Source organism: Ruegeria sp. YTSC004, from assembly GCF_059609805.1.
Genome location: NZ_JBXWMJ010000001.1, coordinates 387,718 through 407,293, shown reverse-complemented (window position 1 = coordinate 407,293; position 19,576 = coordinate 387,718). Strand labels below are relative to the sequence as shown.

Annotated in this window: 18 protein-coding genes; 8 read left to right on the top strand and 10 right to left on the bottom strand. The window is 58.2% G+C overall.

Features of this window, described 5'->3' with window-relative positions:
* The first annotated feature begins 156 nt into the window (after positions 1–156).
* Positions 157–744, top strand: coding sequence for a uracil-DNA glycosylase family protein (locus AC2FFP_RS02010; protein WP_496781606.1), 588 nt, complete (start codon positions 157–159; stop codon positions 742–744).
* Entirely contained in the window at positions 737–1,525 is a 789-nt protein-coding gene (locus tag AC2FFP_RS02005; protein ID WP_496769017.1) for an SseB family protein, read from the top strand. Before AC2FFP_RS02010 ends, AC2FFP_RS02005 begins: the two co-directional genes overlap by 8 nt.
* A gap of 42 nt (positions 1,526–1,567) precedes the next feature.
* Here AC2FFP_RS02005 and yghU read toward each other — a convergent pair whose 3' ends face one another.
* The gene (yghU, locus tag AC2FFP_RS02000; protein ID WP_496738167.1) at positions 1,568–2,446 is read right to left on the bottom strand and encodes a glutathione-dependent disulfide-bond oxidoreductase; all 879 of its coding nucleotides are present in this window, start codon (positions 2,444–2,446) and stop codon (positions 1,568–1,570) included.
* A 250-nt stretch (positions 2,447–2,696) separates the two neighbouring features.
* Between yghU and AC2FFP_RS01995 the strand changes: the two genes are divergently transcribed.
* Positions 2,697–3,215 carry a YHS domain-containing (seleno)protein gene (locus tag AC2FFP_RS01995; protein ID WP_058275938.1) on the top strand — a complete coding sequence of 173 codons (519 nt, stop codon included), beginning with the start codon at positions 2,697–2,699 and terminating at the stop codon, positions 3,213–3,215.
* A gap of 50 nt (positions 3,216–3,265) precedes the next feature.
* Here AC2FFP_RS01995 and AC2FFP_RS01990 read toward each other — a convergent pair whose 3' ends face one another.
* Both AC2FFP_RS01990 and metF read right to left on the bottom strand, forming a co-directional pair.
* Complete coding sequence (locus AC2FFP_RS01990) at positions 3,266–3,916, bottom strand: J domain-containing protein (protein WP_496769013.1); 651 nt, start codon at positions 3,914–3,916, stop codon at positions 3,266–3,268.
* Positions 3,917–4,086: 170 nt separating this feature from the next.
* Complete coding sequence (gene metF, locus AC2FFP_RS01985) at positions 4,087–4,953, bottom strand: methylenetetrahydrofolate reductase [NAD(P)H] (RefSeq protein WP_496724099.1); 867 nt, start codon at positions 4,951–4,953, stop codon at positions 4,087–4,089.
* 94 nt (positions 4,954–5,047) lie between these two features.
* Between metF and AC2FFP_RS01980 the strand changes: the two genes are divergently transcribed.
* Together AC2FFP_RS01980 and AC2FFP_RS01975 are read left to right on the top strand one after the other, a co-directional pair.
* Positions 5,048–5,953 (top strand): LysR family transcriptional regulator, encoded by a 906-nt coding sequence (locus tag AC2FFP_RS01980; protein ID WP_496880730.1) that lies wholly within the window; start codon positions 5,048–5,050, stop codon positions 5,951–5,953.
* A 96-nt stretch (positions 5,954–6,049) separates the two neighbouring features.
* Complete coding sequence (locus AC2FFP_RS01975; protein ID WP_058275936.1) at positions 6,050–6,835, top strand: inositol monophosphatase family protein; 786 nt, start codon at positions 6,050–6,052, stop codon at positions 6,833–6,835.
* A gap of 56 nt (positions 6,836–6,891) precedes the next feature.
* Here AC2FFP_RS01975 and bhcD read toward each other — a convergent pair whose 3' ends face one another.
* From bhcD to bhcA, 4 genes are read right to left on the bottom strand one after another with little or no spacing between them, the layout of a single operon-like run.
* Positions 6,892–7,875 carry an iminosuccinate reductase BhcD gene (gene bhcD, locus AC2FFP_RS01970; protein WP_109313351.1) on the bottom strand — a complete coding sequence of 328 codons (984 nt, stop codon included), beginning with the start codon at positions 7,873–7,875 and terminating at the stop codon, positions 6,892–6,894.
* An 11-nt stretch (positions 7,876–7,886) separates the two neighbouring features.
* Complete coding sequence (gene bhcC / locus AC2FFP_RS01965) at positions 7,887–9,050, bottom strand: 3-hydroxy-D-aspartate aldolase BhcC (RefSeq protein WP_496880657.1); 1,164 nt, start codon at positions 9,048–9,050, stop codon at positions 7,887–7,889.
* An 11-nt stretch (positions 9,051–9,061) separates the two neighbouring features.
* On the bottom strand, positions 9,062–10,033 hold the full coding sequence (bhcB, locus tag AC2FFP_RS01960; protein WP_496769008.1) for a beta-hydroxyaspartate dehydratase BhcB: 972 nt from the start codon (positions 10,031–10,033) through the stop codon (positions 9,062–9,064).
* 11 nt (positions 10,034–10,044) lie between these two features.
* Positions 10,045–11,235: an L-aspartate--glyoxylate aminotransferase BhcA gene (gene bhcA, locus AC2FFP_RS01955; protein ID WP_496724108.1), complete on the bottom strand. Its 1,191-nt coding sequence runs from the start codon at positions 11,233–11,235 to the stop codon at positions 10,045–10,047.
* A 190-nt stretch (positions 11,236–11,425) separates the two neighbouring features.
* Here bhcA and AC2FFP_RS01950 point away from each other — a divergent pair, with 190 nt between their 5' ends.
* The gene (locus tag AC2FFP_RS01950; protein ID WP_496843616.1) at positions 11,426–12,247 is read left to right on the top strand and encodes an IclR family transcriptional regulator; all 822 of its coding nucleotides are present in this window, start codon (positions 11,426–11,428) and stop codon (positions 12,245–12,247) included.
* 8 nt (positions 12,248–12,255) lie between these two features.
* Here the strand turns inward: AC2FFP_RS01950 and AC2FFP_RS01945 are convergent, their stop codons facing one another.
* Both AC2FFP_RS01945 and putA read right to left on the bottom strand, forming a co-directional pair.
* On the bottom strand, positions 12,256–12,999 hold the full coding sequence (locus AC2FFP_RS01945) for a rhomboid family intramembrane serine protease (protein WP_496843615.1): 744 nt from the start codon (positions 12,997–12,999) through the stop codon (positions 12,256–12,258).
* 42 nt (positions 13,000–13,041) lie between these two features.
* Entirely contained in the window at positions 13,042–16,443 is a 3,402-nt protein-coding gene (gene putA, locus AC2FFP_RS01940) for a bifunctional proline dehydrogenase/L-glutamate gamma-semialdehyde dehydrogenase PutA (protein ID WP_496880656.1), read from the bottom strand.
* A 102-nt stretch (positions 16,444–16,545) separates the two neighbouring features.
* Between putA and AC2FFP_RS01935 the strand changes: the two genes are divergently transcribed.
* Complete coding sequence (locus tag AC2FFP_RS01935; protein WP_496843613.1) at positions 16,546–17,034, top strand: Lrp/AsnC family transcriptional regulator; 489 nt, start codon at positions 16,546–16,548, stop codon at positions 17,032–17,034.
* A gap of 30 nt (positions 17,035–17,064) precedes the next feature.
* Complete coding sequence (locus tag AC2FFP_RS01930) at positions 17,065–17,631, top strand: tetratricopeptide repeat protein (protein WP_496843612.1); 567 nt, start codon at positions 17,065–17,067, stop codon at positions 17,629–17,631.
* A gap of 50 nt (positions 17,632–17,681) precedes the next feature.
* Here the strand turns inward: AC2FFP_RS01930 and AC2FFP_RS01925 are convergent, their stop codons facing one another.
* Positions 17,682–19,571, bottom strand: coding sequence for a PhoX family protein (locus AC2FFP_RS01925; protein ID WP_496843611.1), 1,890 nt, complete (start codon positions 19,569–19,571; stop codon positions 17,682–17,684).
* Between the last annotated feature and the right edge of the window lie 5 nt (positions 19,572–19,576).

Genomic DNA, 19,576 nt, shown 5'->3' with positions numbered 1-19,576 from the left:
TGGGCCATATTATGTCGAGTTTTGGTGGCAATGATCAATCCACTGGCACGTGTGCTGTTAGTATTGTGACTTTTCCATCGGTTGGACCCACGCATTGCGTTGACTATCTTTCAAGATGACCGTCAACCAATTTGATGCAGGAAACCTTGCCATCTGATGAATTCGCTACAGAAAGAAATCTCGGCCTGCCGAATCTGCGCGGATAGATTTGCCGCGACAGAGACCGCCCATCAGCCCCGCCCGGTGGTCTGGTTTCAGCCGGGAACGCCGATTTTGGTCGCCGGTCAGGCTCCGGGTGCACGGGTGCATGAATCGGGTCGGCCGTTTACCGATCCGTCCGGAGATCGCTTGCGGGATTGGCTTGGGGTGGATGAAGCCGTGTTCTACGACCGGTCACGGGTTTCAATCGTGCCGATGGCTTTTTGTTTTCCGGGTTATGATGCGCGCAAGGCGGATTTGCCGCCCCCCCCTGTGTGCGGCAAAACCTGGCACAACAAAGTCATGCAAACGCTGGGGGAGATGCCCCTGACTATTTTGGTGGGTGGGCATGCTCATAAATACCACCTGAATGTGCGCAGCTCGGTGACGGAAACGGTTCGCAACTGGCGGGACCATGCGCCGCGCGTCTTTGCCTTGCCTCATCCCTCGTGGCGGAATACGGCATGGATGAAGAAAAACCCGTGGTTCCAGACCGACCTTCTGCCGGTTCTGCGTGCGCGGGTGCAAGAGGTTCTGAATGACTGAAACCACCGCTTTGGACACTGCCCACACCGCAATGGCTGCCGCCCCAAACGATGATTCAGCGCGATTGCGTTTCTTCGAACGGCTTGCCGACAGCGAGCTGTTTCTGATGCTGACGGAAGAGGCGAAGGGCGAAAATATCTCGCCCGAGTTGTTTGACGTCGCTGATGGACGCTTCGTGCTGGCCTTTGACCGAGAGGACCGGTTAGCGCGGTTTGCCGAACGTCCTGTTCCTTATGTGGCGTTGTCGGGCCGGGTGTTGTCCTCCATGCTGGCGGGGCAGGGGATCGGGCTGGGCCTCAACCTCGAAGTTGCGCCGTCCTCTATGCTGATCCCGTCCGAGGCGCTGGGTTGGCTGGCGGAAACTCTGCAGCATGGACCAGAGGAGGTTCAGCAACGGTTGGCAGAGTTCTTGCCCCCTGCGGGTCTGCCCGACGATTTGTTGACCGCACTGGATGCGAAACTTGCCACGGCCGTTGGATTGGCTGAAGCCGCATATCTGGTGGGAACGAAGTCCGAAGGCGGCGGTTCCGGGCACCTGCTTGGGTTCATAGGTGCTGTCGAAGGCGCCGAGCCCGCACTCGCTAAAGCCACGTCCGAGGCGTTGACGTTTTCCGGGATTGAGGCAGGGGCAATGGATGTCGGGTTCTTCGGTGCGCACGATCAGGCAGCTGCCTCATTGGCACGGGTTGGTTTGCGGTTCGATCTGCCGCAGCCGGAGGCGCGTGTTGTCGCGCAGACGATACCCGGCAGCAACCCGGATAAGCCACCCATTCTAAAATAGGAAAAAAGCCCCGCGCACGAAGGATCTGCGGGGCTTTTGGGATTATTCCGCAGCAGCTTCCAGTTTGTCCTGGGTGCGGGTTTCGAAATCGCTGGCCTCGTGGCGTTCGTGCAGCTGGGTGTTCGGCTCGCCGAATGGGCGGTTGACCATCCGGCCACGCTGAACCGCGGGGCGTGCGTCGATGGCCTTGGCCCACCGCATGACGTTTTTGTACGAGTCGACATCCAGGAATTCTGCGGCGCTGTACAGGCGGCCCAGAACCAGTTGACCATACCAGGGCCAGATCGCCATGTCCGCGATGGTGTAATCCTCGCCTGCGATATACGTCTTGTCGGCCAGTTCACGATCCAGAACGTCCAACTGACGCTTGGTTTCCATCGTGAAGCGGTTAATCGGGTATTCGAACTTTTCCGGCGCGTAGGCGTAGAAATGGCCAAATCCGCCGCCCAAATAGGGTGCACTGCCCATTTGCCAGAAGACCCAGTTCATGACTTCCGCACGTTCCGGTCCGGACTCTGGCAAAAACGCACCAAACTTTTCGGCCAGATGAAACAGGATCGACGCGCTTTCGAACACGCGTGTCGGCTTGTCGCCTGAGCGATCCCAAAGAGCGGGGATTTTCGAATTAGGGTTGGCCCCGACAAAGCCCGAGCTGAACTGATCGCCTTCGCCGATATTGACCAGCCATGCGTTGTATTCGGCACCTTCGTGACCCAGCGCCAGCAGTTCCTCCAGCATCACGGTCACTTTGACGCCATTGGGGGTGGCCAGCGAATATAGTTGCAGCGGGTGCCGTCCAACCGGCAGATCCTTGTCGTGAGTGGCGCCAGCGATTGGGCGATTGATGTTGGCAAATTGGCCGCCATTCTGGCTGTCCCATGTCCAGACCTTTGGGGGCGTATAGGTCGGTTGCTCGCTCATTTCTTGCCTTTCTTCGCAAAGTGCACGTGAATTGTCCGTCCATCACAACAGCTAATGTTGCAAAGCACCGAGTCCAACCCCCCAGAGCGCAGCGTTTTTGTAACAATCCTCACCCGACATCTCACGAATTCTCATTCAACGTCACAGCGACGCGAGGGGGACTTCGCAAGCGATCTGAATTGCCTATTGTATATTCAGACCCGCAAGTTCGGGCAAATCAACAACCCCGAGGACAAAAGGACTTACCACCATGAAACGTTTTGCCCTGACTGTAGCCGCGGCACTGACCCTTGCCGCTCCGGCCTTTGCTGGTGACCAGTATATTGACGGCACCGGGTTCGCCGTGTCCGGCTACGATGTCGTCGCCTACCGTGGCCTAGATCAGGTTGCGGTTGGCCAATCTCAGCCAGCACCTGTACGCGGCCGTGCAGACATCACTGCGGAATACAATGGTGCCACCTGGGCATTTTCGTCTGAAGAGAACCGCGACAAATTTCAGGAGAATCCAGCCTTCTACGCACCGCAATATGACGGACATTGCGCATACGGTGTTTCGAAGGGCGGCAAAGTCCCTGCGAACCCGAACCTGTGGCGGATCGTCGATGACAAGCTTTATCTGAACATCACCGATGTCGTCGTCGGTTTCTGGGAAGAAGACGTGCCCGGCAATATCAACCTCGCCGAAGGCAACTGGCCGGGGATCGAACCCGATGGCGCATCCTCCAGCGTGATCCCGAAATTCACTTCGGAAGGCCCGATTTCAAACTAGGTGGCCACTCGCCAAACCAAAGCCCGGCTCATTCCAGCCGGGCTTTTTCGTCAATGCGCAAACGAGAATTCGTCCCGCATCTGCTGATCGGCATCGAACCGAATGCGAACGCTTTTGGCACCGGGGAACGTCCGGGCAATGATCGCGTCGGGGACAACAACCTCGCCGCCGCCGGAATCGTTCGACTGGAAATTCAAAACCTCTGTTTCCGTTCGGCGCGACCCGGCCAGAACTGACGTTGGCAGAGCAACACGATTTGCCCCTTCGTAGACTGGCGTCGAGACAAAGAACGTCAAATGGCGTCCGAAAAACCCGACCGCATCCGGAACATGGTCTGATTTGCACGCAAGCTCGGATTCGGGTGTTTCGATCTCTTCTGATCGGTCTGGCAATGCAGTATTCAATAAAGCGCGGCATGCGTTAATATCAGCTGCTTCCAACGTAACAACGCGTCGCCGCAGCTTTGGACGCAGCGGTTTCCTCAGCCCGGTGCCTTTCCCGGCCAGCCCTTCCTTGCGCAGAAGGTCATAGGCTTCTTTGGCGCGTGTAAATCCAGAACTATCGCCTTCGGCTTGGTCAGGGTGCCCATGAAACGCAATGTTTCGCCAGGCGTTTCTGATTTCATCAGAGGTAGCGCTTTGATTTAACCCTAGCGCATACAGTGCCTCTGTGCGGGCATTGATCTTGTCAGCAGGTTCCATAACCCAAAATACTCATTACAAAAAATGTTACTGTCCCAGTTTGAACAGGACTGCGAACTTGTCAAATTTCACATAAAATTGAAGTGCCTGCAGGAACAATTGCGGCAGTGCGCAGCAATTGTTCTCAGTTTTATTCCTGCCGGTGAAGGCGCCCTTTTCCCGAGCCCCATTCAGGCCACGTTTTGCAGATCAGTTTTCGGCGTTATGCCAAGGGCAAAACACACATCACGCGTCAATTCCGGCCGGTTCAGCGTGTAGAAATGCAGTTTGTCCACGCCCCCGTCGATCAGGTCCGAGCACAGCTCGGTGCACAATGCTGTAGCCAGCAAATCCTCACGATCGTCGCGCACGGCCTTTTCAAACGCCTGTTCGACCCATTGGGGAATGCGCGTGCCGCATCGTTTGGCGAAATTGCGTGCACCTTTCCAGTTCTCGATCGGCAGGATGCCGGGCACGATAGGCTTGTCGATGCCGGCTTTTTCGCAGGCGTCCCGGAACCGGAAAAACGTCTCGGCCTCAAAAAAGAACTGGGTCAGGGCCTCATCTGCGCCTGCATCGAGTTTGGCCTTGAGCCACTCAATATCGGTGCGGGCATTTTGTGCCTCGGGGTGAATGTCGGGGTAGGCGCCGACTCGAATGTTGAACATCTCGGTCTCAGCCAGGGCCGAAATCAGTTCAACCGAATTTGCAAAACCTTCGGGGTGTGGCTCAAAACGATCCTGACCGCTTGGCGGATCACCGCGCAGGGCTACGATATCCTGTACGCCCGCCCGCGCGAAAGTATCCGCGATTTCCAGCGTTTCCTGCCGCGAGGCATCAACACATGTCAAATGCGCAGCAACAGGCAGCCCCGAGGATTTGTGCAGGGTCGCCACCGCATCGCGGGTCAGTTCCCGCGTTGTGCCACCCGCACCATAGGTGACCGAGACAAATCGCGGCTCTAACGGGGCCAGAGTCTGAACCGTGTCCCAAAGACGAAACGAGGCTTCGAGCGTCTTGGGCGGAAAGAACTCGAATGAAATTTCTGGCTTGGTCATCACGGCCTCATTTGATTGGTACAAGGACCTTGTGCCAGTTTGGGCAATGTGAGACAAACTCATATTATTCAAGAACAACATGAGTATCACTGTAATGCACATTGAATTCCGCCACCTGCGTACGATCAAGGCGATCCACGAATGCGGTGGGCTTGCCCGTGCGGCGGATCAACTGAACATCACCCAATCCGCGCTAAGCCATCAGATCAAGGGGCTAGAGGATCAGGCGGGGGTTGAACTGTTCCTGCGCCGGTCCAAGCCGATGAAACTGTCGGCGGCAGGGCTGCGGCTGCTGCGGTTGGCCGAACAAATATTGCCGCAAGTCCAGGCCACACAACAGGAATTCACGTCACTTCGGGATGGGCGTACGGGCCGGATGCATATCGCGATCGAATGCCACGCGTGTTTCGAATGGCTATTCCCGGTGCTTGAATCTTTCCGGAAATCCTGGGGTGACGTGGACGTCGATATCCGCCCGGGTTTGGCATTTGACGCCCTGCCTGCGCTGCAAAAAGAAGAAGTCGATTTGGTCGTTTCGTCCGATCCAGAAGACCTGCCCGGCATCGAGTTCATTGAACTGTTTGACTATGACGCTGTTTTTGTTGCTGCCTCATCCCACCCGCTGGCGCAGAAAGAGTTCATCGAAGCCGAGGATTTCCGTGGGCAAACCCTGATTACCTATCCGGTCGAGCGCACCCGGCTGGATGTGTTCAGCCAGTTGCTGATACCCGCGCGGGTCGAGCCGGCCGCAATCCGGCAGGTCGAATTGACTGCAGTGATCCTTTTGCTCGTCGCGTCGAACCGCGGTATTTCGGTGCTGCCTGACTGGGTTGTGCGCGAAGTGAAGTACAATTCCGACTACGTCACTCGCCCCCTGACCAAGGGCGGCATCACCCGCAGGCTTTACGCGGCAGTGCGCAGCGAGGACCTAGAAAAACCTTTCGTACAAGAGCTGATCAAGCTGGCCGAAACCGAGGCGCGCAAGCTGCAAGAGCAATAGGCATAAAACGCGGGTCTGTTATGCGCATCATTCCTCTTGGCAAGGGCGCTTTGCATCAGTATACGCGCGGTTTGACCGGACAGGAGCCTTTGGACAATGGTTGGCAGTGCAAACCTCAACATCATGATCAAAGCCGCGCGTAAGGCGGGGCGTTCTTTGGTCAAGGATTTCCGTGAAGTCGAGAACCTTCAGGTTTCGATGAAAGGCGCAGGCGACTTTGTGTCCAAAGCTGACATTGCTGCCGAGGCGATCCTGAAAGAGGAACTGCTGGGCGCGCGCCCGACCTACGGGTGGCTGGCCGAAGAGGGTGGCGTGATTGAGGGCGAAGACCCGACCCGCCGCTGGATCGTCGACCCGCTGGACGGCACCACGAACTTCTTGCACGGCCTGCCGCACTGGGCGATCTCAATCGCGCTGGAACATAAGGGCAAGATCGTCGCCGGTGTTATCTATGACGCCGCCAAGGATGAGATGTTCTTTGCCGAAAAAGGCGAAGGCGCTTGGATGAACGACATGCGTATCCGCGTGTCGGGCCGTCATCGGATGATCGAGTCGATTTTCTCGACGGGCCTGCCTTTTGGTGGCCGTTCGGACCTGCCTGCGACCCTGCAGGATCTGGCGCGTCTAATGCCTGCTTGTGCCGGTGTGCGCCGCTGGGGTGCCGCCGCGCTGGACATGGCTTATGTGGCAGCGGGGCGTTACGAAGGCTTTTGGGAGCGTCGCCTGAATTCCTGGGATGTGGCCGCAGGGATCATCATCGTCCAAGAAGCGGGCGGATTTGTTCAGGCGCTAAACCCTGAAGGCAACGTTTTGGAAGACGGTGAAGTGATCTGTTCGAACGAGCCGATTTTCGATCAGTTTTCCAAGGTGATCCGAGGCTGACCGGCCATATAGCAATTCCGTAAGCGCGCCCCGATTGAGGCGCGCTTTTTTTGTTTTCAAAGGGTCGCGCGTTGTGCCAGACCTGCTTCGTCCGCCAGCCGCGCGGCGACGGATGCAACAGCGAGGTCCTGCAGACCCACGCCAGTTCCGTCGAACAGGGTGATCTCGTCAGCACTGCTCCGCCCGGGGTGATCGCCGTTGATGACCGCACCAATTGGGGTGATCTGTGTTTCGGTCAAAGTGCCGCTTCCCATGGCGTGCTGTGCCTCGCCAATCGTCGCGGATTGCGCGACCTCGTCGGTGAAAACGGTGGCCGAGGCGACCAGCGCCGGATCGACCTCCATCTTGCCTTTCGTGTCTGTGCCCATACAGGCCAGATGCGTGCCGGGTTTGATCCAGTCTTTCATCAATAGCGGCTCGAACGCCGAGGTGATGGTGATGATGACATCCGATTGGGCACCCAGCTCTTGTTGACTGACGGCTTCGAATTCCAGTCCGATTTCCTCGGCGACAGCCGCCAAACGGGGCAGCATGTCGGGGTGCGGGTTCCAGGCGACAACTTTTTCAAAGTCCCGCTGTTCAGCGGCGGCGCGTAGCTGGAAGGCCGACTGATGTCCGGCGCCAACCATGCCCAGCACTTTGGCGTCTTTTCGGGCAAGTTGTGCGATGGAAACCGCTGATGAAGCTGCTGTTCGCACGGCCGTTAGGTAGTTGCCACCCACCAATGCCGAAAGCCTCCCCGTGTCGGGATCGAACAGAAACACCGTGGATTGGTGATTGGTCAATCCTTGTTCGGCATTGCCCGGCCAATAGCCGCCGGACTTAACGCCCAACACCTGTCCATCCCGATCAAAACCGGATTTGAAACCATACAGCGCATCAGCATAGCCAAGTGCCTCGCGAACGACAGGAAAGTTCCGTGCCCCGCCGTTGGCCATCGCACCAAACACGGATTGGACCGCGTCAAAGGCCTGTTGGCGGCCCACCAGCTGTTCGCACAAGTCTTCGCCCACAATCAGCAGGCCATCTTGCGTGGTCATAGCATCCCTCATCAATAAGCCTTTCCGCGGGCCGACACGGGCCACAGAGCCTCGACCTTGCCGTCGCGCACGCCGACATACCAATCGTGGACGTTGCAGGTGGGATCACAATGTCCGGGCACAAGCCGCAGCTTGTCGTTCACCTTCAAAACGCCGTCGGGGTCGCCGATGACACCGTGCTCGTCCGAACATTTGAGGTATTGCACATCGTCGCGCCCAAAGATGAAAGGCAGGCCGCTATCGACCGATTGCGCCTTGAGGCCGGCGTCGCAGATGGCCTTGTCAGTCTTGGCATGGCTCATAACGCTGGTCAGAATGAACAGCGCGTTTTCCCATTCGCCCTGATCGATCCGTTTGCCGTTCTCGTCCAGAATGCGCCCATAATCCGCATCCATGAAAGCGTAGGATCCGCACTGCAACTCGTTGTAAACGCCTGAATTGCTCTCGAAGTAGTATGATCCTGTTCCACCGCCCGAAACCAGCTCGCAGTCGATGCCTTCGGCTTTCAAACCGTCAACCGCGTCTTTGACCATGGCGATGGCTGTATCCAGCTTCTCTTTGCGCGCCTCATAGGTGTCGAGGTGCTGCATCGCGCCCTGATAGGCCTGAATGCCGGTAAATCTCAGGTTGGGTGCTGCGTTGACTGCCTTTGCGATATCGACAACAGCTTGGGTCGTGGTCACGCCGCACCGACCTGCACCGCAGTCAATTTCGACAAAGACTTCAAGTTCCGTGCCGTGATCGACAGCGGCTTTGGACAGGTCGGCGACATTGTCGATGTCGTCTACGCACACAATAATGCGCGCGCCCAATTTGGGCAGTTGCGCCAACCGGTCGATCTTGGCCGGATCACGGACTTGGTTCGACACGAGAACGTCCTTGATGCCGCCCCGCGCGAAAACCTCAGCCTCAGATACCTTTTGACAGCAGACGCCAACCGCACCGCCGAGCTGTTCCTGTAGCTTGGCGACGTCGACGGACTTGTGCATCTTGCCGTGCACGCGGTGGCGCATACCATGAGCCTTGGCATAATCGCCCATCTTCTTGATGTTCCGCTCCAGCGCATCAAGGTCCAGGATCAGGCAAGGGGTCTGGATTTCGCTTTCATCCATGCCGATTGCAGCGGGGATGTCGAACCCGACTTCCAGTTCTTTGATGTTCACAGGTTTGTTCATGTCGTTCCTCCTTACCCTTTCAGCCAGGGCAGTTTGTCCAGATCCACGTTGCCGCCGGTGATGATCACACCGACGCGCTTGCCGCGGAATACGTCCGGGTTCTTGAGTATGGTTGCCAGAGGCACGGCCGATGACGGCTCCATCACGACGCGCAGGTATTTCCACGTCAGCTTCATCGCTTCAATGATCTCGTCGTCAGAGGCGGTGAAAATGTCGGTCACATTTCGGGACACGAAGTGCCACGTGTTCTCTTTCAGCGGCACGAGTAGCCCGTCGGCGATGGTTTTTGGCGCATCATCGGCGATGATGTGACCTGCTTTGAAGGACCGGTATGCGTCGTCCGCCTGTTCTGGCTCGGCGGCATAGATTGCGGTGTCGGGTGCCAGGTTCGAAACCGTCAGGCACGTGCCCGAGACCATGCCCCCGCCTCCGATCGGGGCGACGACTGCATCCATTCCGTCTGTCTGTTCCAACATTTCGGCCGAGCAAGTGGCCTGACCCGCAATGACGCGCGGATCATTATAAGGGTGCACGAACTCTCCGCCCGTTCTGGCCTGAACTTCGGCAAAGGTCGCCTCGCGGGATGAGGTTGACGGCTCGCACTCTGTGATCGTCCCGCCATAACGGCGCACGGCGTCCTTCTTGGCTTGCGGCGCGGTACGCGGCATAACCACGTTGCAGGGAATACCCCGCCGTCCGGCGGCATAAGACAGGGACAAAGCGTGGTTGCCACTGGAGTGTGTGCAAACACCCTTGGTCGCCATATCATCACTCAGGCCAAACACGGCGTTGCTCGCACCGCGTACTTTGAACGCGCCGGCCTCTTGGAAGTTCTCGCATTTGAAGAACAGCTGCGCTCCGGTCAGATCGTTCAAGTAGTCCGACACCATGATCGGGGTGCGCCGGATGAAGGGTTTGATCCGTTCATGCGCAGCGCGCATATCGTCGATCGTCAGATCCGCTGCGGGGATGTGATCCAGCATTGCCATCCTCCTCAGGCTGCGGCCTGGGCGCGGTCAGATGGGCCGGTGCGATAATAATCCTGCGCCGCCGCGACCCCGCTGCCCAAAGTGATCGGATAGTTCAGATCGGCCATCGCCATCTCGATTGTGCTGAGGCCGGACAGAACCATCACATCCGTCAGGCTGCCCAGATGGCCGATGCGGAACGCCTTACCATTCAGTTGACCCAGTCCAATACCAAAGGACACGCCATAAGCGTTGAACGCGTGGTCAGTTAGTGTGTTGCTATCATACCCGTCTGGCACGTAGATCGCGCTGACAGTGTCAGAATACAGATCGGGCGATTGCGCGACAAGTTTCAGCCCCCAGGCGTCGACGGCGCGGCGCACACCTTCGGCCAGTCGGAAATGCCGGGCATAAACATTCTCAAGCCCTTCTTCAAACAGCATCTTGAGGCTTTCGCGCATGCCGTAGATCAATTGCAGCGGCGGCGTATAGGGAAACCCGCCCGATGCATTGGCTGCCATCATATCGTCGAAGTCAAAGAAAGTGCGCGGCAGCTTGGCGCTTTTCATCGCGTCCTGTGCCTTGGGGCTGACGCACAGAATTGCCATGCCGGTCGCCAGCATGAATCCCTTTTGCGACCCCGACACGGCGATATCGACGCCCCAAGCGTCAAAGTCGAACGGCATCGAAGCCAGAGAGCTGACGCAGTCGACAAACAGCATCGCGGGATGGTTTTCCGAATCCATCGCTTGGCGAACCGCTGCGATGTCCGAACGCACCCCGGTGGCTGTTTCGTTGTGGGTCACCAGAACAGCGCGGATTTCATGCGCGCTGTCATCGGCCAAAGCGGCCTGAAACTGATCAGCGGGTGCGCCGGTGCCCCAAGGACATTCGACGATCTGAACGTCCAGCCCGTGACGCTCGCACAGGTCTATCCAGCGATGGCTGAACACGCCGTAGCGCGCGACCAGAACCTTGTCGCCGGGGCTGAGTGTGTTGGTAACGGCCGCTTCCCATCCACCGGTGCCGCTGGCAGGGAAGGTCACGATCTGGCCGGTCGTAGTACCGAACACCTTTTTCGTGTCCTCAAGAACGGGTGCAAAAGTTTCGACAAAATCCGGTGCGCGGTGATCCTGCGTTTGAACCTGCATGGCAAGACGCAACCGGTCTGGGATGTTGGTTGGGCCGGGTATGAAAACCGGGTTTTGGTTGGACATCTGTTATTCCTCCGCTTTGGATGTAAGTGTCCGGGAAAACCTCACGATGTGCAATTTTCTTGAAAAATATTTTCATTTTTGCGATTAAATATTTAACGCGCTGTATTTATGCGGTTTTTCGTTTTTCATTTTTGGATCTCAAAAATGAACGGTTCAGAATTAATCTGGCGTTGTGCAAAGGAGTAGGGCGATGGACAATCAGAAAAGACCGCGTGGCAGGCCCAAATCCCTGTTCAAGGAAAGTTCGGCCGGGACCATGCAATCGCTGGATCGGGCGTTGGGCGTTCTGACCACGGTTGCCCGGTTGGAACGCGCAGCGCTCAGCGATCTGTCGCGCGAAATTGATGTGCCGACGGCCACGACGCACCGGATCCTGGTAACCTTGCAGAAACACGGCTTTGTTTCCTTTGATGACGAGCGTCAGGAATGGATGATCGGGATCGAGGCATACCGGACCGGCGCCACGTTCCTGCGCCGCAACAGTGTGCTTGAAATCGGGCGGCCAATCCTGAGACGTCTTATGCAGGACAGCGGTGAGACCGCCAACCTAGCGGTACCGGATGGGTCCGAAGTAGTCTTTGTCGGTCAGGTCGAAACTCCGAACCCCATTCGCGCCTTTTTCCCGCCCGGGGCACGAACGCCGATGTATGCCTCTGGCACTGGCAAGGCGATCCTTGCCGCGATGACCGAAATGGGGTTGGCCAAAACGCTTGGGGCGATTGATCCGGTGGAATTCACCGCGAACACGCAGATACCGGGCGACGGACTACAACAGGATCTTGCCAAGACCCGCGCACGCGGCTGGTCGCATGACCGGGAAGAAAGATATCAGGGCATGTCCTGTATCGGCTCGGCGATTTTCAATGACCGGGGAGAGCCATGTGCAGGGATCTCGGTATCGGGTCCGACCGCTCGGTTTGGCGTGGATCGAGCGCATGCGCTGGGTGAATTGGTTCTGGCCGCAGCGCGGGAAATCACCCACCTAAGCGGCGGCCAGATACCGAAACCCTGATGTCCCTGCTACTTGCGTGGTACGCGGGGAATACGGGACTGAGTTAGCTTGTACTTGTGTTCAGGATGCGGCGGATGGCCGTGCGTGCGGCCCCAAAAATCAGTGCCACCGCGCCGCAGCCAGATTGGGATGCACAAAATCAGACCCACGAAAAACCCACCCGTATGCGCCCAATAGGCCACCCCGCCTTCATCCGGGTTGCTGGCCAGACTGCCAAAGAACTGCATAGCCAACCAGACCCCCAGCATGACAAAGGCAGGTATCGTGAATATGCGGAAATAGACAATGAGGATCAGCAGGATATCCACGCGGGCCTTGGGGAACAGCAGCAGGTAACCGCCCATAACCCCCGCAATCGCACCGGATGCCCCAATGGTCGGCACGACCGAGCCCGGCGCTGTGAAGACATGGATCAGACCCGCGCCGATCCCGGCTGCAGTATAGAACAACAGAAAGGGCAGGTGGCCCATTTCATCTTCGAGGTTGTCGCCGAAAATCCACAGGAACAGCATGTTTCCGGCCAGATGCATCCAACCTCCGTGCAGGAACATCGAGGTCACCAGTGTCTCAAACGCAAAACCGTCAGTGATCCGCGCCGGGATAATCGCATAGTCGTAGTACAGCTGATTGATCAGCCGAGCATCGTTCATGATGCCCACATAGCTGAGGAATATCAGGATATTGGCCGCCATCAGCAGATAGACGACATAGGGTGTTCGCCCCGAAGGGTTATGGTCGCGGATTGGAAACATGAGGCGACGCTGGGCTTTTCCCGGCCCAGCGTCAAGGCATGCTTACGCCGCACCCCCAAGCAATGCGGCATTGCCGCCCGCGGCTGTTGTATCAACGCACAGGTGGCGCTCGGCCAGGACTCGTGCGCGGTCCGGAAGACCGGGGATCAGCGGCAGGATCGGACCGTCCCGGCGGGCGAGGTGACGTTCGATCCCACGCGCTGTGTCGTCATCGCCCCACCAAAGAACGCCCGATATCCCGGTCACGTTCTCCAACCGATGCAAGTCTAGCGAACCGGTCGCCTGAATGGCCGTTCCCCCCAGCGCCTGAACGGCGTCGGCTTGCGCGCGCGCGGCCTCGGCTCCGGGACCCATGCACAGCAATGGCGCGCGTGGGAATTCGCTTAACCGGTTGGATTCGCCCGTCGGGCCGGGCAGGGATTGGGTCTGCACCGACGCGGGCGTACCCTGAACATCGGGAAGCTCGCTCATTGGGCTATCCCATTGCTCGACGGATTGCTGCCGGTCCGGGGCGCAGAACCGCGTCATGTAATTCGGCCCACCCGCCTTGGGGCCTGTTCCCGAAAGCCCCTCACCTCCAAATGGCTGAGATCCAACGATGGCACCAATCTGGTTGCGGTTGACGTAGATATTACCGGCATGCACTGCTTCGGTGATGTGCTGTACGCGGTCGTCGATGCGTGTATGCAAGCCAAAAGTCAGCCCGTATCCGGTTGCGTTAATGTCGGCTATGACCTGATCGATCTCGGATGCCTTGAAACGCGCAACGTGAAGGACAGGGCCAAAGATCTCACGTTTCAGCGCGGCAATATCCGGGATTTCAATCAGTGTCGGTGCGATGAACGTGCCCTCTGGCGGTACGGGCATTTCTTTCAGAACGCGGCCTTCGGTGCGGGCATTGGCGACGTGATCTGAAATGCCCTGGCGCGCCGCCTCGTCAATAACCGGTCCGCAATCGGTCGAGATTAACCACGGATCACCAACCTGCAGGACCTCCATTGCACCGGACAGCATTGTCAGCAAATCGTCGGCGATATCTTCCTGGACATAGAGGCACCGCAAGGCAGAACACCGCTGCCCGGCGGATTGAAACGCGCTTTCGATGATAGACTGAACGGCCTGTTCAGGTAGGGCGGTACTGTCCACGATCATCGCGTTCAACCCGCCGGTCTCGGCGATCAGAGGCGTGCCGGGGCGCAGGTTGTCGGCCATGGCTGCGCGTATTTTCAACGCGGTCGCCGTCGATCCGGTAAACGCCACGCCGGATACGCGCGGGTCAGAAGTCAACGCCGCACCAACGGATGGGCCGCCGGGCAATAATTGCAGCACATCGCGGGGAACTCCGGCCTCGTGCAGCAATTGAACGGCCCGATGCGAGATCAGCGGCGTTTGAGGTGCGGGCTTGGCCAGGACCGCATTGCCAGTGGCCAAGGCCGCTGAAATTTGGCCTGTGAAGATCGCCAAGGGGAAGTTCCACGGGCTGATGCAGGTGAAAACGCCTGCCGGTTCCGCATCGGGAATGTTCGCAGCGTAGTAGCGCAGGAAATCGACCGCCTCACGCAGTTCGGCAACGGCATCGGGCAAGGACTTACCTGCCTCGCGCGCGAGCAAGGCGAAAAGCTCGCCAAAATGAGCCTCATATAGATCGGCAGCAGTATTCAAGATACGCGACCGTTCTGTTGGTGGTGCCTGCCACGGTGCCGCGGAATTCAGGGCAAGCTCGACATCCTCGGCGCTGGCAGGGGCGATTGCTCCGGGGCGATCCTGTGGTTGGGCCGGATTGGTGACCGGTTGATCCTGTTCCGGGCTTGCATCGCCGGACAGCAGCGGCTGGGCATACCAGTGGTGCGCCCGGAAAGCATCCCTCGCGGCGTCGATCTTGTCCAATGTCGGGGTGTGGTGAAGGTCGAAACCCGTCGAATTGACGCGTTCCGGTTGGAACAGGTTCGGTCCGGTTGGCAGCGGTCGTGCCTGATCCACAATGGTCAGGAACGGATCAGCGGCGACCTCTTCCGGCGGAACGTTCTCGTCCACGATTTGGTTTACGAATGACGAGTTCGCACCGTTTTCCAGCAGACGCCGCACCAGATAGGCCAGCAGATCGCGATGCGCCCCGACCGGCGCATAGATCCGGCACCGTGTGTCGTTTTGGTCTTTGACAAGCTGGTGCAGGGTTTCGCCCATCCCATGCAGGCGCTGGAATTCGAATGGCTGGTCATCGGCCATATGAAGGATCGCACTGACCGTATGGGCGTTGTGGGTGGCAAATTGCGGGTAAATTCGATCGGTCATACCCAGCAGTTTGCGCGCATTTGAGATGTAGGAAATGTCCGTGGCCGCCTTGCGGGTGAACACGGGAAAGCCATCGATGCCTTCAACCTGAGCTCTTTTGACCTCGGTATCCCAGTAGGCCCCTTTGACCAAACGAACCATCAGCTTTCGTTCGTGACGCCCGGCCATGTCATACAGTGTGTCCAGCACGATCCCGGCGCGCGGGCCATAAGCCTGAACGACGATACCCAGGCCGTCCCAACGATCCAGGGCCGGTTCGGCCATCACCGCCTCGATCACCTGCAGAGACAAGGAAAGGCGGTCTGCTTCTTCGGCGTCCACATTCAGGCCCATGCCTGCCGCCTTAGCCAAAAGGGCCAAAGCCCGCAAACGGGGCACCAGTTCTTCCATGACTTCTGCTTCTTGCGCCAACTCGTAGCGTGGATGGAGCGCCGACAGCTTAACAGACATCCCCGGATTGGCCCGGATATCGTCGTGAATACAGGCTTCGGCGATTGCAGCAATCGCCCGTGAGTAGGACAGGTGATAGCGGGCGGCATCGGCCTCGGTTCGTGCCGCTTCGCCCAGCATGTCGTAGGAATAGGTGTAGCGTTTTGCCTCCATACCGCTGGCGCGATCCATGGCGGATTTGATCGTCTCGCCCAGCACAAACTGGCGGCCCATTTCCTTCATTGCGCGCCCGACTGCCGTGCGGATCACGGGTTCGCCCAGACGTTTTATCGCACCGCGCAAGACACCGACCGGAGAGGTCCTGTCTTCGTCCAGAACCTTGCCCGTCAACATCAGGGCCCACGTGGACGCGTTGACCAGCGACGAAGAAGACCGACCCAGATGCTTGCCCCAATCCGATGGGGCGATCTTGTCCTCGATCAGCGCGTCGATGGTGTCGGCATCGGGTACGCGCAGCAGCGCCTCGGCCAGACACATCAGCGCGATGCCTTCGTCGGTGGACAGGCCGTATTCGGCCAGGAACACTTCCATCATACCGGGTGAGGTGCTGGATCGGATGTCACGCACCAATTGCGCCGCAGCCGCGCAGATCGCGGTGCGGTCGGCTTCGCTCAGATCAGCATTTGCGATCAACGCGTCAAGAATTTCCGACGGATCGGCATAGGTTTTGGCATCAATGCGTGCGCGCAGGCTGTGTGACATGTGTCCTCCGGTCTTTTGAGTAATATAGTGTCGATTTTCCGGGACGATTGCCTTAGTTTTATCTACGGCTAGGCGATTGGCCTGATTTCAGGGGTTTGAGCGATGCAAAAAGACTTTCCGGGGCTGGATAGGTTCGACAGATCAATTCTGGCGATTCTGGCCGAGGACGGCCGGATCCCCATCGCCGATCTCGCGCGGCGTATCGGGCTTTCGAAATCCCCAACTCAAGCACGTGTGAAGAGACTTGAGGCTGATGGCATCATTACCGGGTACCGTGCCTTGCTGGACCCCATTCGCCTTGGTTTGGATCACGTAGCCTTTGTCGAAGTCCGATTGACTGACACGCGCGAGAGAGCTTTAGCCGATTTCAACGCGGCCGTTCGTAAAGTGCCTGAGATCGAACAAGCCCATATGATTGCGTCGAATTTTGACTATCTTCTGAAAATTCGCACCGGATCTATGTCGGAATACCGCGCGGTTTTGGCCGAAAAGATCTCATCATTGCCGCATGTCGCCAGCACCTCAACCTTTGTTGCGATGGAGGCTGTGAAAGAGACCGGGATGTCTGGGGCCTTGGATGCGAAGGGTTGACGAACACGTTGCACGCGTCACCATTGGCGCATGAAACGCTTTGCTTACGCCTCAATTTTCTATGCTGCGACCGTTTTTGCGGCCAATGCTCAGGACTGCCCTGTCGCGCCAGACCATTCCGCGGATGTATCGGCGGTTCTGGAACAGATACAGAGCGCTGAAACCGAACAGTCCGCTCGTGCACTGTCCGGTCAGTTATGGGAGTTCTGGACCGATGCCCCGGACGAAAGCGCGCAGGCTGTTCTGGATCGTGGCATGACACGCCGAAATGCGTGGGACCTGCTGGGCGCGATTGAAGACTTTGACAAGTTGGTTGCGTATTGCCCGTCCTACGCCGAAGGGTACAACCAACGCGCATTCGCCCACTACCTGCGTCAGGATTTTCAATCCGCGCTGCCCGACTTGGACAGGGCAATCGAGTTGTCACCCAACCATGTTGCCGCGATCAGTGGCCGTGCGTTGACTTTGTTGGGGCTTCAACGCGTTGATGAAGCCCGCGAGGCGTTGTCTCAGGCATTGGAACTGAACCCTTGGCTATCGGAACGTCATCTCATGGCTCCGGCAGGACCGCTGGCCCTGCCGGGTGAGGATATCTGAAAAAAACGCCCCCGAGCCGCAGGGTCGGGGGCGTTTTGATTATTAAGATTTTAGCCGACCAGACCGTTATCGGTGCGCTTGATCGCGATAACCGACGACCGTGGCGTGCCGCCGTCCGGCCAGTTGCTACCGGGGTGCTGAATGCCAACGAACATGGTGCGCAGATCGCTGGACCAGGCCAGACCGGTGACCTCACAGCCGTTCGGGCCGGTCATGAAACGCGCGATCTCGCCGGTGATCGGGTCCCCAACCAGCATCTGGTTGTTGCCGTTGCCTGCGAAGTCTCCTTCATTGTCGTCATTGCCGTCCGTCTGGATCCAGATCAACCCGGTCGAGTCTATCACCATGCCATCGGGCGAGTTGAACAGGTTCCCTTCATTCACGTTTGCCGAACCGGCGCGATCGTCCGAGTGAACCGTCGGATTGCCCGCCATGACGTACAGGTCCCAATCGAACCCTTCGGCGGCGTGGTCGTCATTTGCGGGGCGCCAGCGCACGATCTGACCGTACTTGTTGGCCTCGCGCGGGTTGGGGGCGTTGACCGAGGTGTCATCTCCACCGGCGTTAGCCTTCACGCCGCGGTTCTTGTTGTTGGTCAGACAGCAATACGCTTCTACCGCAACAGGGCTGGATGCGACCCATTCAGGGCGGTCCATGGTCGTGCCGCCGGCCTTGGACGCGGCCATACGGGTAAAGACTGCGATATCGGCTTCGTCCATCCCGGTGGTTTCCGGTGTCAGAGCCAGCCATTCGCCCTTCATGTCGTCGTTGAACTTGGCGACGTAGAGCGTGCCGACGTTCAGCAGGCCCTCGGTTTCACCTCCCGGTTGGTAGGTGCCGTTCGACACAAACTTGTACAGGTACTCGCCCCGCTCATCGTCGCCCATGTAGACAACAACACGACCATCTGCGGCCAGAGTGACCTCGGCATTCTCGTGCTTGAAACGGCCCAGACCGGTGTGCTTGACCGGCGTGCTGTCCGGGTTGGTTGGGTCGATTTCAACGATCCAGCCCGCACGGTGCGGCTCGTTCGGGTTTTTTGATGTATCGAAACGCGGATCGAACAGTTCGTACCCGTTCCAGCTTTCGGCCTTGATGCCATAGCGTTTGAAGCCGTCCGTGACCGTCTGGTCGTAGCTGGCGTTTTCATCGCTGGACCCAAAGTAGCCGTTAAAGTTTTCTTCGCAGGTCAGGTAGGTACCCCACGGAGTTTTACCCGCACCACAGTTGTTCATCGTACCTAGCGACGTAGTTCCGGTCGGATCAGCTTCAGTTTTCAGCAGGTCGTGACCAGCGGCGGGGCCTACGATCTTCATTGGCGTATTGTGGTGGATACGGCGGTTGAATGGGCTGTCTTTGACAACTGACCAGCCATCGGGGCTTTCGGTGATTTCCATTACGGTCACGCCCTGAATGTTCTGCAGTTTCAAAACGTCCTCGGCGCTGGCCGGAACACCTTCCTGAGCGGCGGGCATGTTGATCTTGCGGTTCGGATATTCGTGGTTGATCGCGATCAGCTCGTGACCCTGGAACGAGAAGGTCTCCATCCCGTCGGTGTTTTCGCCGAAGATGCGATCCGATTTCTCAATCGGGCCACCATCGGTGATGTCATAGCCGTCGGCATCGGAAAACAGCGGGTCGCCCCAGCGGGTCATAACCTTCCACTCATAGCCTTCCGGCACGTGAACGGTGCCGTCAGTCTGGGCAGCGATCGGCGTGAAGGCAAAGCGCGAGGCCGTAACAGCGTGTGCGGCAGTTGAGCCCAGCAGGCCCGTGCCCATTGCGGCGGCACCCGAGCCAAAGGCCACTACGCCAGCCAGAAACCCACGGCGCGAGATGGCGTTTTCGACGACGTGATCAAAATCGTTTTCCTCGGGGCGGGGGAAATGCAGCTCGTCCCAATCGTCGGCGGACAGGGTGGTGGTATCAACGTCTTTCATGAATG

Bases quoted from the DNA above. Each gene is read 5' to 3' on its own strand.
- AC2FFP_RS01990 (WP_496769013.1), bottom strand. From the start codon at position 3,916: ATGGAACCTGCTGACAAGATCAATGCCCGCACAGAGGCACTGTATGCG.
- AC2FFP_RS01935 (WP_496843613.1), top strand. From the start codon at position 16,546: ATGCAAAAAGACTTTCCGGGGCTGGATAGGTTCGACAGATCAATTCTG.
- bhcB (WP_496769008.1), bottom strand. From the start codon at position 10,033: ATGCTGGATCACATCCCCGCAGCGGATCTGACGATCGACGATATGCGC.
- AC2FFP_RS01945 (WP_496843615.1), bottom strand. From the start codon at position 12,999: ATGTTTCCAATCCGCGACCATAACCCTTCGGGGCGAACACCCTATGTC.
- bhcD (WP_109313351.1), bottom strand. From the start codon at position 7,875: ATGACCACGCAAGATGGCCTGCTGATTGTGGGCGAAGACTTGTGCGAA.
- AC2FFP_RS01980 (WP_496880730.1), top strand. From the start codon at position 5,048: ATGCACATTGAATTCCGCCACCTGCGTACGATCAAGGCGATCCACGAA.
- AC2FFP_RS02010 (WP_496781606.1), top strand. From the start codon at position 157: ATGAATTCGCTACAGAAAGAAATCTCGGCCTGCCGAATCTGCGCGGAT.
- bhcA (WP_496724108.1), bottom strand. From the start codon at position 11,235: ATGTCCAACCAAAACCCGGTTTTCATACCCGGCCCAACCAACATCCCA.
- putA (WP_496880656.1), bottom strand. From the start codon at position 16,443: ATGTCACACAGCCTGCGCGCACGCATTGATGCCAAAACCTATGCCGAT.
- bhcC (WP_496880657.1), bottom strand. From the start codon at position 9,050: ATGAACAAACCTGTGAACATCAAAGAACTGGAAGTCGGGTTCGACATC.
- AC2FFP_RS01925 (WP_496843611.1), bottom strand. From the start codon at position 19,571: ATGAAAGACGTTGATACCACCACCCTGTCCGCCGACGATTGGGACGAG.
- AC2FFP_RS01930 (WP_496843612.1), top strand. From the start codon at position 17,065: ATGAAACGCTTTGCTTACGCCTCAATTTTCTATGCTGCGACCGTTTTT.
- metF (WP_496724099.1), bottom strand. From the start codon at position 4,953: ATGACCAAGCCAGAAATTTCATTCGAGTTCTTTCCGCCCAAGACGCTC.
- AC2FFP_RS01995 (WP_058275938.1), top strand. From the start codon at position 2,697: ATGAAACGTTTTGCCCTGACTGTAGCCGCGGCACTGACCCTTGCCGCT.
- AC2FFP_RS01950 (WP_496843616.1), top strand. From the start codon at position 11,426: ATGGACAATCAGAAAAGACCGCGTGGCAGGCCCAAATCCCTGTTCAAG.
- AC2FFP_RS02005 (WP_496769017.1), top strand. From the start codon at position 737: ATGACTGAAACCACCGCTTTGGACACTGCCCACACCGCAATGGCTGCC.
- yghU (WP_496738167.1), bottom strand. From the start codon at position 2,446: ATGAGCGAGCAACCGACCTATACGCCCCCAAAGGTCTGGACATGGGAC.
- AC2FFP_RS01975 (WP_058275936.1), top strand. From the start codon at position 6,050: ATGGTTGGCAGTGCAAACCTCAACATCATGATCAAAGCCGCGCGTAAG.